16 protein-coding genes are annotated in these 14,925 nt (G+C 40.8%); all 16 read left to right on the top strand.

The window, feature by feature from the left end:
• The first annotated feature begins 35 nt into the window (after window positions 1-35).
• Window positions 36-1,178: an oligogalacturonate lyase family protein gene (locus tag ACP8HI_RS04745; protein WP_438349980.1), complete on the top strand. Its 1,143-nt coding sequence runs from the start codon at window positions 36-38 to the stop codon at window positions 1,176-1,178.
• Between the two features lie 18 nt (window positions 1,179-1,196).
• Window positions 1,197-2,342, top strand: coding sequence for a glycoside hydrolase family 88/105 protein (locus ACP8HI_RS04750; protein WP_438349981.1), 1,146 nt, complete (start codon window positions 1,197-1,199; stop codon window positions 2,340-2,342).
• Between the two features lie 5 nt (window positions 2,343-2,347).
• Window positions 2,348-4,774 (top strand): glycosyl hydrolase family 95 catalytic domain-containing protein, encoded by a 2,427-nt coding sequence (locus ACP8HI_RS04755; RefSeq protein ID WP_438349982.1) that lies wholly within the window; start codon window positions 2,348-2,350, stop codon window positions 4,772-4,774.
• Between the two features lie 545 nt (window positions 4,775-5,319).
• Entirely contained in the window at window positions 5,320-6,465 is a 1,146-nt protein-coding gene (locus ACP8HI_RS04760; RefSeq protein WP_438349983.1) for a hypothetical protein, read from the top strand.
• A 287-nt stretch (window positions 6,466-6,752) separates the two neighbouring features.
• Entirely contained in the window at window positions 6,753-7,436 is a 684-nt protein-coding gene (locus tag ACP8HI_RS04765) for a hypothetical protein (RefSeq protein ID WP_438349984.1), read from the top strand.
• A 205-nt stretch (window positions 7,437-7,641) separates the two neighbouring features.
• On the top strand, window positions 7,642-7,980 hold the full coding sequence (locus ACP8HI_RS04770) for an HIT family protein (RefSeq protein WP_438349985.1): 339 nt from the start codon (window positions 7,642-7,644) through the stop codon (window positions 7,978-7,980).
• Between the two features lie 19 nt (window positions 7,981-7,999).
• Entirely contained in the window at window positions 8,000-8,509 is a 510-nt protein-coding gene (locus tag ACP8HI_RS04775; RefSeq protein ID WP_438349986.1) for a hypothetical protein, read from the top strand.
• Window positions 8,510-8,579: 70 nt separating this feature from the next.
• The gene (locus ACP8HI_RS04780; RefSeq protein WP_438349987.1) at window positions 8,580-8,963 is read left to right on the top strand and encodes an HAD family hydrolase; all 384 of its coding nucleotides are present in this window, start codon (window positions 8,580-8,582) and stop codon (window positions 8,961-8,963) included.
• A 26-nt stretch (window positions 8,964-8,989) separates the two neighbouring features.
• A complete protein-coding gene (locus tag ACP8HI_RS04785) occupies window positions 8,990-9,256 on the top strand; it encodes an HAD family hydrolase (protein ID WP_438349988.1) in 267 nt (88 codons plus the stop codon).
• Window positions 9,257-9,450: 194 nt separating this feature from the next.
• The gene (locus ACP8HI_RS04790) at window positions 9,451-10,224 is read left to right on the top strand and encodes a nucleotidyltransferase domain-containing protein (RefSeq protein WP_438349989.1); all 774 of its coding nucleotides are present in this window, start codon (window positions 9,451-9,453) and stop codon (window positions 10,222-10,224) included.
• 252 nt (window positions 10,225-10,476) lie between these two features.
• Window positions 10,477-10,992: a GNAT family N-acetyltransferase gene (locus ACP8HI_RS04795; RefSeq protein ID WP_438349990.1), complete on the top strand. Its 516-nt coding sequence runs from the start codon at window positions 10,477-10,479 to the stop codon at window positions 10,990-10,992.
• 54 nt (window positions 10,993-11,046) lie between these two features.
• On the top strand, window positions 11,047-11,472 hold the full coding sequence (locus tag ACP8HI_RS04800) for a GNAT family N-acetyltransferase (RefSeq protein WP_438349991.1): 426 nt from the start codon (window positions 11,047-11,049) through the stop codon (window positions 11,470-11,472).
• Between the two features lie 116 nt (window positions 11,473-11,588).
• Window positions 11,589-12,560, top strand: coding sequence for an ROK family protein (locus ACP8HI_RS04805; RefSeq protein WP_438349992.1), 972 nt, complete (start codon window positions 11,589-11,591; stop codon window positions 12,558-12,560).
• Between the two features lie 34 nt (window positions 12,561-12,594).
• Window positions 12,595-13,092, top strand: a complete 498-nt coding sequence (locus ACP8HI_RS04810; RefSeq protein ID WP_438349993.1) for a hypothetical protein — start codon at window positions 12,595-12,597, stop codon at window positions 13,090-13,092.
• A 5-nt stretch (window positions 13,093-13,097) separates the two neighbouring features.
• Window positions 13,098-13,265 (top strand): hypothetical protein, encoded by a 168-nt coding sequence (locus tag ACP8HI_RS04815; RefSeq protein ID WP_438349994.1) that lies wholly within the window; start codon window positions 13,098-13,100, stop codon window positions 13,263-13,265.
• Between the two features lie 666 nt (window positions 13,266-13,931).
• On the top strand, window positions 13,932-14,675 hold the full coding sequence (locus tag ACP8HI_RS04820; protein ID WP_438349995.1) for a GNAT family N-acetyltransferase: 744 nt from the start codon (window positions 13,932-13,934) through the stop codon (window positions 14,673-14,675).
• Window positions 14,676-14,925: the final 250 nt, after the last annotated feature.

The following is a 14,925-nucleotide window of genomic DNA, read 5'->3' on the forward strand; positions in this document are numbered from 1 at the left end:
GGTTACCAAAGTTCGTATATACAGGAGGCGAGAGCATGTCTGCAAAAGGAACAGTGTGGCCCTCGGAGCGAAAAACGGAAATTGATCGGCTAACAGGGCTGGAAGTCACACAATTGACCAATTATAAGGCGCATAGCTATCATTTATATTTTACAGAGAACGGCTGGTATGACGGAGAACAAAGGCTACTCATGATCTCAGACAGGGGAAATAACACGAATCTGTACAGTCTTCATGTGGAAAGCGGTCTGATAACCCAGTTGACGGATTACAAGGATGTTGGTCAAATGGATGCTTGCTTATTGCCCGATGGAAGTGCAGCGTTCATTAAGATCGGAAGGCAGCTTATCCGACTGGATCTGGTATCGCTTGAAGAGAAGCTAATCTATGAAGCACCAGAGGGGTATCATCTGGGCAATGCGAACGCAACAGCTGACGGCCGATTCGTTATGACCTGCGTGCAAGAGGATCTGTCGCATCGAATTCGACTCGATCTAGGCAATGGCTATGTCGGCCATCGAGAGCTGATGGATGCTGCACCTCACAGTATGATTATACGCATTGATGCACAGGTCGGCGGCGGAGAGAAAGTATATGAAGCGAACAAGTTCATTACTCATATCAATACATCGCCGAAGGAGCCATGGTTAATGACCTTCTGTCATGAAGGGCCATGGCATCTCGTTGACCATCGGATATGGGGACTGGATCTGCGTACCGGAGAGGCCTGGAAAATCAGGGAGCGGCTAGAGAATGGGGAAAAGGTCGGGCATGAATTTTTTTATCCGGATGGAGTGACGGTTGGCTATCACGGATTTCGTGCGAACGGTACTAACTTTTTCGGCAGTATTCGTTATGACAATACGGAAATGGAAGAGACGGAGTTCGATTTCGATACTTGGCATGGATATTCGGATGGATTGGGTCAGGTAATCGTGGATGGTAAGGGTGCGGTCAAGTCACTTAGTCTTTGGCGTAAGATTGACGGTGTGTATGAAGGCCCGCGCACTCTTTGCGAGCTTCGCTGCAGCTTTCATTCACAAAAGGTGCATGCCCACCCGCGCTTTAACGCGAACGGGAAGCAGCTACTGTTCACAAGTGATAAGAACGGTTATGGGAATCTGTATCTAGTAAACATTCCAGAGAATTTCACTTCTTTGCCGCTAATGGCAACGTAATGAAGGAGGAGAAGGCGAGTGAACACGGCAACTGAAATCATTAGCACCCAACACTTATCGATTAAGATTGCTAGGACGATCTTATCTCATAGCCAGAACGGTTATCACCCGAATATTGCTAACAAATGGGGCTATGTGTCTGGTATGACGCTGACGGCGATCGGACAACTGGGTAATTGGACAGGAGAACCGGAATACCAAGCGACTGTGAAGCGGCATATGGACGTGTTCATCCAAGAAGACGGTTCTATTCGCGGCTATACGCTGGAGGAATACAATCTTGATCATATTAACAAAGGGAAAAACTTGCTGAGATTATGGAGAGAGACTGGCGAACCTAAGTATGAGCAGGCGGCTCGACTTCTAATTACTCAGCTGATGGGTCAGCCTCGTACGGATGAGGGCGGATATTGGCATAAGAAAATATACCCTTACCAAATGTGGTTGGATGGTCTGTATATGTCATCGCCATTCATGGCCGAATTTGCTCGGACCTTCGGTGAGGACAACTGGTTCGATGAAGCAGCGCATCAATTGCTACTTATCGAAAAGCGCACACGTGACCCGCAAACGGGATTGCTACATCATGCTTGGGATGAGAGTCGGGAACAGCTTTGGTGCGATGGCAAAACTGGCCGCTCTCGACATGTTTGGGGACGGGCAATGGGCTGGTATGCCATGGCGCTCGTTGACTCGCTTGAGCATTTTCCCGTTCATCATCCGAAGCGAGGGCAGTTGATGGGGATTTTTGAGCGAATGGCGAATGCGGTTCTGCGGGTGCAGGATCAAGAGAGCGGCGTCTGGTATCAGCTTATGGACTGCAATGGTCGCCAAGGGAACTATTTGGAGGCGTCAGGCTCCTGCATGTTAACGTATGCGATGGCGAAAGGCATTCGGCTTGGTTATTTAGCGGAGATTGACAGGAAGGCTGTAGAAAAGGCCTATGAAGGAATACTTACCCAATTCGTAACTGAGGATGAGCAAGGGGTTCATCTCCATCGCATCTGCAATGGGGCTGGACTAGGCGGGCGCAAATACCGCGACGGTTCCTATACTTATTATATGAGTGAGAAGATTGTGAGCGACGTTCTGATGGGGGTTGCACCGCTGTTGCTTGCCAGTATTGAGTTGGAGCGACTTCGCGAGCAGCTGAAAGAAGGATGATATGGATGCAGGAGCAAGAAGACAAGCGAAGCGCAGATAAACTCATCATGAGTTATCCCGCCTCTTGGTGGAGAAATATGTGGCGGGAAGCGCTACCCTCTGGCAATGGCGTGATTGGCGCATCCGTGTTTGGAGGCGTTCAGGAGGAGACGGTACTTCTTAATCATGCTCGCCTCTGGCATTGGGGGAGCAAGGATGAGCTGCCGGATGTAAGCGATACACTTGCTCAGACGCGCAAGCTGATGGATGAAGAGCGATATGCCGAGGCTAGCTGGCAGCTTACGAATGCATTGCATGAGAGCGGTTATAGAACGAAGCTAGCCTCCAGATTTCCACTGGCTGCGATAAACCTTGTCATGCCTTGTCGCAATGCTTTTCGCGGCTACAGCCGAACGCTTGCGATGGACAGCGGCGAAGTAACAGTCGGCTGGACAGATGGACCGAGCCAGTACAATCGGCGGCTATTTGTCTCGCGTGCTGACGATACAGTTGTCTATGAACTCGGAGGGGATGAGGAAGCCTCTATATCGGGAGAAATTAGTCTTGCTCTACATCCGAGTGACCGTTGGGCGGATACGCCGGAATTCAAGGAGCTCGAACAGTCGATTGAAGTCGGAGCCAGCGGTACTTACGCTTGGTTTGCCGGAACAAATGATGATGGAACGGATTTCGGTGCAGTTATGCAGGTCATTCCACAGGACGGACGCATCGAAACGATTGGGAGCGTAATCCGCTTCGAGGGAGTTCGGCGAATGCTGGTGTTGGTGAAGGTGTTCGTCCTAGGTAAGCGGTCTAAGGATTGGGAGCGATTGAAAGAGGAATTGGCTCAGCTTGCTGTGGATACCTCCTACGACAAGCTGCTTAATCGCCATCTTGCCCTGCATCGGCCGTTGTACCATTCCGTCTCGTTGGAATTGGATGATGCAGATCACGATTCACGAACTAATGAACGACTGCTGTTGGACGCCTATGAGGGAGAGGCGCCACCTGCGCTAGTGCGTAAAATGTGGGCATATGGTCGCTATTTGTTCTTGAGCGGTACTTCAACTGCGGGAGATGCGGAGCCTTTCGGTCTGTATGGACTGTGGGGTGGAGATTACAGGCTGGTATGGAGCCACAACATGGCGAACGAGAACATTCAGATGATGTACTGGCATGCGCATGTTGGCGGTCTGGGCGAATTGGTCCCTTCGTTATTCCGTTACTATGATGGGTTGATGGATGATTTTCGCGAAAATGCAAGTAAGCTGTACGGCTGTCGCGGTATCTATATTCCTGCAGGCTCTACGCCGGGCATCGGCGTTCCGAATCAGATCGTACCCGTCATTATGAACTGGATCGGTGCGGCTGGGTGGCTTGCCCGTCACTATTATGAACATTTCCGTTATACTGGTGATCTCCAATTTCTACAGGAGACGGCGTTGCCATTCATGCTTGAGACATTGTGGTTTTACGAAGACTTCTTGGTTAGTGATACGGATGGGCTTTACAAAATGTATCCCTCCGTATCACCTGAGAATACTCCGCTTAACTTTATGCCGACGGATGGTAAGCCGCTTGCGCACCCTATGCCTACGGCGATTAATGCAACGATGGATATCGCCATTCTGAAAGAGCTTCTTCAGCATTTAATAGAAGTGAATCAGAAAGCGGGCGGAGATCCGGAGGTAGCAAAAGAATGGAGCCTCATGCTGACCCGCTTGCCAGCTTATAGGCTGAATAAGGACGGTGCGGTCAGTGAGTGGATTCATTCAACTTTCGAGGACCGTTACGCACATCGCCATCTCTCGCATCTATACCCAGTATTCCCGGGGCAGGAAGTAACGAGAGAGAGCGATCCGAACTTGTTCAGGGCGTTCGAAACGGCGGTGCAGAAGCGCGAGATCGGGGCGCAAAGCGGCTGGTCGCTTGCGCATATGGCAGCTATTTATGCGCGGCTAGGTGATGGAGACGCTTCCTTAAATTGTTTGGATATTCTCTCTAGATCGAGTCTGTTGCCAAATCTATTTACGCTTCATAATGACTGGCGAGGGATGGGTGTTTCGATGCTCATGCCTACGGCTCCGGTACAATTGGACGCCAATATGGGCTGGGTGAACGCCGTTCAGGAGCAATTGCTTCAAGTATCGGCTAACCTCATTAAATTGCTACCGGCTCTGCCGGGCCGCTGGAAGCGAGGACGGTTCGCCGATTGGAGATTCCATACGGGCAAAGCGACAGTTGTGTGGAACATCGATACGGGGTCGTTCCGAGCAGAACTTACAGCGGATAGAGATACCGATACAACTGTCAAGATGCCTGAATGGTCGGGAGCATGCAAAATAACCGGCGAAGAGATTCATCCTTCACCGCTGGGCCCTTCGTACTACACAGTGCGAATGAAGAGCGGGGCGTCGGTCGTTTTTGAAAGCCATAAGCCAGGCAATGTCTAGTTTGGATGTTTTATTAAAATTGATGTGAACGATGGCGGTCCAGGGAGATATTTCTGGACCGCCATTGTTTATGGTTGCTTAAGCGGATTGTGGGTAAGCGAAAGCCACCTAGCTTCGCTACTTGCCTTCGACAATCCGCGAAGTAAATCCCCGTTCACCTCCCGGATAAGTGTTTAAAAGGGTCTTGTCATTCCTCCTTTTATATCTGATGTTTAAAGGAGTTTAGGTGTTTTTGTAAAAAATATTTATGTTATGGCTCAACCTTGAATTATTTCGTCAAGCACGCCGTATAGCACCATATTCACGCTGCAGGGCTATCATCCCTTAGTTGTCAGATGTATAATCATGGAAGAAGCTCAGACAACAAATGACCCAGGCTAAGATAAGAGAGCTATCTAAGGCTGGGTCATATCGTGAATACTGAAACGTTATAGGAAATCAGCGAACAGGCAGGGTAGTAAAATTTTGAACGAATATAATTCTCGGATTGATGAAAATAATAAAGTGCGAAAAATACTGGTGATAAATAAGGGGGTTCTATGGGTTTGAATCTGTTGGTATATAATAATACAAGTTTACCTATAGGCAACAAAATTGATCAAATCTATGCTTGTATCCAAAAAATATTTGGTGAAGTTACATTAGAACTTATAACGATCACATGCGACGATTTAGATTATAAAACACCAAATTTTACAACAGCGGGAATCTTTCATCTGCATGGTTTCGTAAGAATTAATAATGAGCAGCAACCATGGTCTATTATATTAAAAGTTATTAAAGCGGATAGTGCAGAGAAAGAAGAACCTCATCATCACAATTACTGGCGCCGGGAAGCACTTGTGTTTGAATCAAAGCTGTTGGAAGATCTGCCCAAGGTAATTAAAGCTGCAAGGAGTTATCTTGTTGAAGAACAGCGGGATGGTACGATATGGTTATCGATGGAACGGGTAGAAGGTAACTATGCACACTCACTGGAACAGTTTGACTTTATCGCTCGTCAGCTAGGACGTTTTAATGGGAGTTATATTACGGGAAAAGAAATACCCAATGAGGAATGGATATGCAGAGGCTGGCTTAAGTCGTGGACAACATCAAGTCGAATGTATGCTCCTAATCCGGAAGTCTACTTAAATCGATTACAAAGGAAAAATGAACTGAGCATTTGGACGTGGTTTCAAGGCTTTACTAAAGATATTGAAGAAAACTTAACTTCCCTTGAGTGCTTGCCACGTGTGCTAGCACATCAAGACTTGAGTCAAATGAATATGCTAATAAACAAAAATGATTCAGAGAGCGATCAATTAGTGCTGATAGACTGGCAATTCATGAGTATATCAGGTATTGGTGAGGACCTTGGCAAGATGTTTGGCGTAAACATGAGCCTGGGCATTATCCCTACAATTGAATACGAAGCTTTTCAAGAATCTTTATTCAAAGCCTACATCAAAGGATTGAGGGATATGGGATGGCAGGGGGACGAGCGACTAGCTAGGTATGGTTACTGTTTAAGTACTGCTTTACGAAGCGTCTGGGAAGTACCCCAGTTTTTATCATTAGCGGCTCAGTTAAAAGATGATCCTCTAAACTCAAAGCTTCAAGATCGTGTTGTTCAGCTTGAGCAAATTATCAATATTCATCAGGAGATGGCACTAGAGGCCGATAAGTTAAAAGTACATATAATAATATAAACATCCCCAGAATTAATTAATCTAGCGGAACACGATAGTCAAAGATAACTGAAGTTGAGGGTATTACAAAGGAGGCACTGACACCCCCCCTATAAACCAGAGGATTTCTACTTCGGAGCATTCGCCCGTAGGCTCGTCTGGTGAGGAAAAGATGGAAGCTGATTCGGGCGAAAACACCCGTACATATCAAACCGCGTCGCCGCCGCTCTTTCGGACCTTAGGATAATGGCGCGTCGTGAATACCACAACGTAATAGGAAATTATTATTAATATTGGAGGAGAACTAATTGAAAAAAAAGATCAGTATTTCATTGATTGTATTTATTTTTTTAATAGGTAATGCCGCTGGAGTTTTTGCAGCAACACAGTACAAAGAAGTAAAGGCATTATTCTATCCTGCAGTAAATGTTGAATTGAATGGTCAAGAAGCTAATTCTATTAAAGCTCTAAAGTATGAGGGATCACTTTATTTATCGGTTAGAAGTATGTCTGAGTATTTTGGATTAAACTCCACCCTGAAATATGATAGTAAGAATAACAAAGTAACCATTGGCGGGCCTAAATATGTAAATATCTACGACCCCGAATCTCAAAACTTCTATCAAGTTATAGTAAACGGAAATTGGAATTCTTCTATACAAACTAATTCAAGGCAAATGATAAGTAACTACTACATGGGTATTGACATTAATTTGGTTATTCAAAGTGAGACTACATTAGATGAATATTATAAAAGCTTACTAAAGAATGATTATGAATATATCAAAGTAACAAATGAAGTTAATACTAAAATTTATAATACCGAAGCAAAAGTCATAGATTATACAACTAATGATAGTGTGGGTAAACTCGCAGTAATTCATAAAGGCTCTGATTTTGTTACCTTAGACTTTTTTGTTGATAAAACAAGGTTCAAAGAAGCTGATTTTAAAGAATATGAAAAAATAATCAATAGTTTTAATATTCAATAAAAAACAATAACTTTCGATAGCATCATATTTGCGCTACGGCCCATTCTGCCTTTGATCTGCTAGAAGCATTTTCGAGGAAGAAGAATCAGGAAGATACATCCATTCTCCTAAGATAAGAGCTATCTAAGGGGGATGGACATCGCGAATACAAGAACGTCAGATGAAATTACGAAGTCAGCTTTTATTTAAAATCAGGAGATGAAGTATGCCAAAACATATTACATTGGCTGACGAGAGATCAATAGAAGTAGAATGCTTAAGCTGCGCTTTAACAAGTGGATTAATCACACCAACGGGTGGAACAATTTATGAAAGTTCCAATTTTCATGTACATCAAGATGTTGCTTACCCGATTACAGGTCTAGTGATACTAGCCTCGAAAAGACATTTTTACAGCATGGATGAGTTAACGGTTGAAGAACAAATGGAATATATCTCTTTAATACATAAGATAAGGCATGAACAAAGGCGATTATTGGGAATCGATATTGAAGGAATTGAAATATTAAAAGATGGTTTAAGGGATTTTGCAAGTGTTTTTTGAATGTGAATCCAGGTGGTGAGTGAAAATCAAAATTCGTATAATTGGAGCTTGTGGTAGTGGCAAGTCTTATATTGCAAAAGAGCTATCAAACAAGTATGGAGTAAATTACTATGAGCTAGATAATCTAGTATGGGATCGAAGTGCTGAAAATTTACGATATCCAATAGAAGTAAGAGATTCAATGTTGGATGAAATCCTTCATAAAGAAAGTTGGATACTTGAAGGCGTACATTATAAATGGGGACAGGAGAGTTTTGGGGAAGCTGACTTAATATTTTTTCTTCAACCTAATAGACTTTTTCGTGATCTTAGAGTAATTCAAAGGTTTATAAAGACAAGAGTGGGTTTAGAACAATGGAATTACAAGCAATCTTTAAAGAATTTATACCAAATGCTATTTATATGGAATCGCGAATACGATCAGGAAGGTATATGCCAAATACTTGAGATTACAAATAAATTTGAAGTTAAAAGAATAATAGTAAAAAAGAATCAAGAGATATTTAAACATATTGAAGAACACTTTTAATCCGTTTGACCGTCGGTAATGCGCGAACGTTAGACGAAAATCACTTAAACCATTAAAGGATGGAAACTATATGATTCGATCAATTATTTTTGATCTTGATGGAACTCTCTTGGATCGTAATCATTCGTTATACCTTTTTATTGTTGATCAGTATGAAAGGCTTATTAAGCACTCTAAGGATATTAATAAAGAAGACTATATTAACCGTTTCATTGAACTTGATAATCGTGGGTATGTCTGGAAGGATAAAGTCTACCAAGACCTCATCAAGGAATTTGAGTTACCTTTGGATTGGAATGACTTACTGTCTGACTACAAAACTGGATTCTCATCTTTTGCAGTGTCTTTCCCCAATACAATTGAAACACTAAATAATCTCAAAAATCAGGGATACAAGCTCGGAATGATTACAAATGGTATGGTGATTTTCAATCCAGTAATATTCAAGCATTAGGAATACAAGACTACTTTGAAGTCATATTGATATCTGAATTAGAGGGAATTCGAAAACCGGATCCATCTATATTCCTTAGAGCAGCTGAAAGGATGAACGTACAACCTACAGAATGTGTCTACGTTGGAGATCATCCGACAAATGATGTAATTGCGAGTAGAAATGCTGGTATGAGAGGGATATGGAAGGAAGACACTTATTATACAGAACGATTTGAATCAGATGGAATTGTAAGAGATTTATTAGAACTTGAAGGAATGATAGAACAATGGAACCGTGAAGGTAACGCTTAGATGCAGGGATCTTCGTCTAACAAAGTAAACCTACGTCGTCGCTGCCACTTCCCGGTAGCCTAGGCGGGGGCTGAGAAGTGAATTCAGGCGACACAATCAACCAGCTAAGTCTGATGGCCCGTTCCCTTCGGTCACTTAAGCTGCTTGATTGTCAGGAATGCCGAAAGTTAGACGAAACTACTGGAGGGAAAATAATGGAGGAAATTATCAAAGAAGAATTAAAAACCATTGAAGAAAAGCATAATGTAAAAATATTATATGCCTGTGAATCTGGAAGTAGGGCATGGGGGTTTCCTTCTAAAGATAGTGATTATGACGTAAGATTCATCTATATTAATCAACCTGATTGGTACTTATCTATTGATGATAAGAGGGATGTTATTGAATTACCAATTAATGATCTATTAGATATTAACGGGTGGGATATCAGAAAAGCACTTAAACTACTTAGAAAATCTAATCCTCCATTACAAGAATGGTTACTTTCCAATATAGTTTATTATCAGAAATATGACTTTATTAATGATTTGGGAGATTTGAGTAGTGAGGTTTTCTCGCCTATATCGTGTTTTTATCATTATCTAAATATGGCACGCAATAATTACCGTGAATATCTACAAGGTGATCAAGTTAAAATCAAGAAGTATTTTTACGTATTACGCCCAGTATTAGCTTGCAGATGGATTGAACAACATAACACTATGCCTCCTATATTATTTAAGGATTTAGTAGAAAGTATATTGTTAGAGGGAGATTTGAAAACTCAGATAAATATACTCTTATCTCGTAAAATTCAAGGAGAAGAACTTGATTTAGAACCGAGAGTCAACGTAATCAATGAATATATCGATTTAGAAATTAAATATCTTGAAGCATATATAAAAACCGTGAATTTTGCAACATCAAACCCAACGACTAAGTTGGATGAATTGTTTAGGAAAACACTGCTGGAAGTATGGTTACCTTAGCATCATCTAACAATATTTTTCGGCATCGTCTCTGATGCTCCTCGGTCGCCAAGAGGGATATCGGAGAGGTGAATTCAGGCGACAGATTCGCCCTTGATCGCTTAGAAGAATTTTCATGGAGATTATTCAGGTGACACATCCAACTGGCTAAGTCTGATGATCCGGTAACTTTGTTGCGTTAAGCCACTTGAACGTCAGGAATGTGTAACGTTATGTGAAAGGTATATAAATATAAAGATATGGAGTGATGAGATGAAAGTTCAAATTACTAAAATAACCAAAGTACAGAAGGAAACATTTTTAAACCTTTATAATTTATATTTGTATGATCTATCAGAATTTAGTGGTGACGAATTAAAAGATGATGGTAGTTTCGATCCGACGAATACATACTTATATCTTGAGAGAGAAGAATTAAACCCATTTTTTATCATATATAATGACAAAATCATAGGATTTGTATTAGTGTGCTCAACTCCTTTTGTACCGGAAGGGATAGATTTTATTGTGCAAGAGTTGTTTATTATAAAAAAATACCGAGGAATGAAAATAGCAGCTCAAGGAGTCAGTTTGGTACTAGAGCGGTTCTATGGCAAATTTAAAGTAGATCAATTAATGAACAATAAACTGGCAGTTTTATTTTGGAAAAAGTACTATAAGGAAAATGGAATTAATTATGTTGAAAAGGAAGAGAGTGTTGAAGTTGAAGGATTGCCTGGAAAACTTAATGTAATTTCTCAAACATTTAATAATCTGAAGGGCAACTAAGTGATTCAAGAAAGGTATCCAGTTCTATCATGAAGCAAAATGGAGGATGTATTTATGGAAGTTAGATTCGAGGAATATTTGATTAGCACAGACAAAACACTCTTAAACCATGAAACTATCTATATGTTTTTAGCTGCGTCTTATTGGGCGAATAAAAGGCCAGTTGAAATAATGAATAGATCGATTGAAACTTCACTATGTTATGGCGTTTATCATGGAAGTAGACAGATTGGATTTGCACGAGTTATCACTGATTGGGCAACCACATACTGGTTGTGTGATGTCGTAATTGATGATGAGTATAGAGGTAGAGGCATTGGCAAAAAACTAGTAAAAGTCATTATACAGAGCGAAGATTTAAAAGATTTATCTGGATTCTTAGGAACAGCTGATGCTCACGGATTGTACGAACAATATGGATTTGTAAAAAACACTGAAAGATTTATGGTAAGAAGACCTCAATCGGGAAGACTGATTTAAGTCGATGCAGGCGACACATCCAACCGGCGAAGCCCACCTGACCCTACGAGTCTTAAGTTGCTTGGAGGTGCATTAGCAATAATAAATTTAAATACATACAGAATGGGAGGAAGTATATGAATCAGTTTACTATAGGAATTGATCTTGGTGGTACCAACATTAAAGCGGCTATATTTAATAATGATTTTAAGACGCTAACAGAAAAAATTATTCCTACAGAAGCAGCCATGGGGCCTGACCATGTAATGGATAGAATTAGAGAAACGATAATGGAAATGATTCATATAACAAATGTATCTCTAACCGATATCAAATGTATGGGGATGGGTATTCCAGGTCTTTTAGATCCTCATGAAGGGCTTTCGATTTTTTCACCTAATTTCCCTGACTGGAGCAACATTCATGTTGTTAATCGTATGAAGACTTTTTTTGATTTTCCCACTTTTATTGATAATGATGTTCGTGTAAATCTCTACGGTGAATGGCGATATGGTTCTGGAATGGGTTATCAAAACCTGGTATTAATTACTTTAGGAACAGGATTAGGGTCGGGAATAGTCAATGATGGAAAAGTCATTTATGGTACAACTTCAAGTGCTGGGGAAATTGGACATATGAATATGTACAGAGAAGGGCGTCCTTGTAAATGCGGAAGTTCAGGATGCTTAGGAAGATACGTTTCTGCTGTAGGTATGGTAAACACATGTATTGAAAGACTCAATGGGGGTCAAAGAAGTATTATTCAAGAATGGGTCGGGCAAGATCAAAGTGAAATATCAGCAAAAATGATTTCCGAAGCATATGATCAAGGAGATCATCTCGCTATTGAAGTGATGCATGAAACGGGAAGGATATTAGGTTATGGACTTTCTAACGTGATCAATTTATTGAACCCTGAAGTCATTATTGTAGGTGGAGGTATGTCTGCTGCTGGTGATAGATTATTAAACATCGTTCGAGAAACAACTGCTAAACACGCATTAAAGCTATCCAATCAGGCATGTAAGATTCAGCAGGCCCAACTAGGTGGAAGAGCAGGAATGATAGGTGCGGCAACTTACGCAAACGAAAGATTGAAATTAATGTAGAAAAACGAATATATTTCAAGGAAGAGGTGATTGAGTGGGAAAGTTAAACACTGATTTCTTTAAATATATGAACTTGGCTATTGCAGCTGTTTTTCTTATCGAGATCATCGGTGGGATTTTCATTCTCGTAGGTCTCAATAATTATTATAGTAGAGTGATGAATGGTAGTTTCCTAATTACTTTACCTTTGTCAGGAATCTTGGGCTGTTTTAGAACCAAACGAGTATCTCCAGCCAAACTAAAAATTGTATATGGGTTACAAATATTTATACTCTTATTGGCACCGACCATGCTGTGGGCATTCTTTCCTAATTACTCGTATGAAGAAGCCAAAATGTTAATTCATGAACAAAAGCAAAACACTACCGATTATAAAATTGAAGAGACTGAAGAACGAACGTTTGGTTTGGTTAACTCTGGAAATATTTTTATCAAGCACGGGTATTTATTTAAACTCAATGAAAATGAAACACAAGTAGAGTACATTGTTAATCCGGTAAGTGGTAAAGTTTATAAGTTGTCGAGTGAATAGTCTGTGTGGAACAAGAATTACTTCAAAATGATATTTCTAGATCAAACTGGGTATATGCAAGAAATACTGTCATTCGTTTTCTAATAGCTTTTGATGAAAATGAAGAAGAACTTTTTACGCAAGGTGTTCGACATTGGACAGGTGCTGATCCGAGGTGGATGAGTCCTTCTTGATATTTTTCTCTAGCAGTATAAAGATTCATATTTAAAATATGAGAAGTGGCGTAACAGAAACGAGAAGTTTGTTTACCAAGCTACAAAAAGACGCAGACCCTATAGCTTTTATTGCCTAAGTCACTTAGCGGAGAGCCTGAAACGATAATCATGTACTATTGATAAAACACCACGGACAAAACACAATAAAGAATAGAGGATTCAAAATGAAAAATGAAGGCGTTATTAAATGTATGAAAGTACTTGGATATGTAGCAAGTATATCTACAATAATTCTTTGGATTATTTTAGTGTGGAGCAATCCATATTTTGAAGGGATGAACAGGAGTAGTCCTTTAATTACTTTTACCATGTTAGTTATCCCGGCAGGTGTATTCATAATCGGATTAAGGCAATTGAGGAGTTTGGTTGTATTAATCGCTTTTTTGTGGAGTTTACCGTACAGTCTATATATGTTCTTAACCCCAAGTGTTTTTTTACTGTTTGGTGTGGCAAATCTTATATATCTGCTATGTTTTATTACTTTCAGGATGAATAGAATAAAGTATTAGTGTGGTTCTAGTTCATTCAAGGCAGAGTATATTTAAGAAAAGTGATCTTAAACCATTGAATTAACATTCGTTCACATGTATATTTATTCAAAGTGAATATATGGTGGTGAATGGCATGAATAGAAAGATTGAGGAATACGCCCTTAACGCTTGGCCGGCATTACAGAGTTTTGTTTATGATGGGTGGCTCTTACGTTTCGCTAACGGATATACGAAAAGATCGAATTCCATTAGCCCCATTTACAATGAGAATGAGCAGAACACTCTAGATAAAATCCAGTATTGTGAAGATGTTTATTCAAGCGTTGGATTGGATACCATCTTTAAAATAACTCCTTTTGTTACTCCAGGGAATATAGACAATATATTGAACGGCTTGAGTTATGATGTAGTGGACCTTTCAAGTGTTCAAATACTTGATTTGTCAGAGCTTGAAGAACCTCGAACAAACCATGTACATGTTAGTTATGAAATGACGAACGAGTGGCTACACACTTTGGCGGATATGAATGAACTCTCCAAATCTAATGCTGGAATTACCCAGAAATTACTGTCTGAGTCGTTTCTAAGGAAAGGATTCTTTACACTCTATTATGATACAATTCCTGTTGCTTGTGGGATTGGTGTGATCGAACAAAACCATGTTGGACTGTATGATATTGTGACAGATCCTAAATATAGAAATAGAGGATATGCTAGAGAACTCATTTTACACATTGGGAAGTGGGCCAAGTTGAATGGGGCAAGCCACAGTTACTTGTTGGTAGTGAAAAGTAATACACCAGCTGTAAAGCTCTATGAGAGACTCGGATATCAGGAAATATACTCCTATTGGTATAGACAAAAAAAGAGAATGTGAGTCATTCAGTGTGAAGAGCTTACTGCTGCCTTCTTGAATAGAAGATGTAGGGTCATCGCATGCCGATACCCTTTCATCTTCCAACGTATCGGTATTTGTGGTACGGATGACACATCGCTTGGCGTGGGATTCATTGGTGAAGAGTTCGTGGGATGTGACAAGGTGTAGATTATTTGGTAGAATCGAGTCATCCTGTGATCGCCTCTATCAATGGAAATCTGTGCAAGCGCTTTCGTTGTGACTACTACTA

Source organism: Paenibacillus sp. FA6 (assembly GCF_051550225.1).
In the GTDB taxonomy this organism is placed as follows: Bacteria; Bacillota; Bacilli; order Paenibacillales; family Paenibacillaceae; genus Paenibacillus_AQ.

Excerpts from the sequence above, each read along its gene's own strand:
- ACP8HI_RS04780 (WP_438349987.1), top strand. The coding sequence starts at position 8,580 with ATGATTCGATCAATTATTTTTGATCTTGATGGAACTCTCTTGGATCGT.
- ACP8HI_RS04795 (WP_438349990.1), top strand. The coding sequence starts at position 10,477 with ATGAAAGTTCAAATTACTAAAATAACCAAAGTACAGAAGGAAACATTT.
- ACP8HI_RS04800 (WP_438349991.1), top strand. The coding sequence starts at position 11,047 with ATGGAAGTTAGATTCGAGGAATATTTGATTAGCACAGACAAAACACTC.
- ACP8HI_RS04790 (WP_438349989.1), top strand. The coding sequence starts at position 9,451 with ATGGAGGAAATTATCAAAGAAGAATTAAAAACCATTGAAGAAAAGCAT.
- ACP8HI_RS04755 (WP_438349982.1), top strand. The coding sequence starts at position 2,348 with ATGCAGGAGCAAGAAGACAAGCGAAGCGCAGATAAACTCATCATGAGT.
- ACP8HI_RS04770 (WP_438349985.1), top strand. The coding sequence starts at position 7,642 with ATGCCAAAACATATTACATTGGCTGACGAGAGATCAATAGAAGTAGAA.
- ACP8HI_RS04820 (WP_438349995.1), top strand. The coding sequence starts at position 13,932 with ATGAATAGAAAGATTGAGGAATACGCCCTTAACGCTTGGCCGGCATTA.
- ACP8HI_RS04805 (WP_438349992.1), top strand. The coding sequence starts at position 11,589 with ATGAATCAGTTTACTATAGGAATTGATCTTGGTGGTACCAACATTAAA.
- ACP8HI_RS04745 (WP_438349980.1), top strand. The coding sequence starts at position 36 with ATGTCTGCAAAAGGAACAGTGTGGCCCTCGGAGCGAAAAACGGAAATT.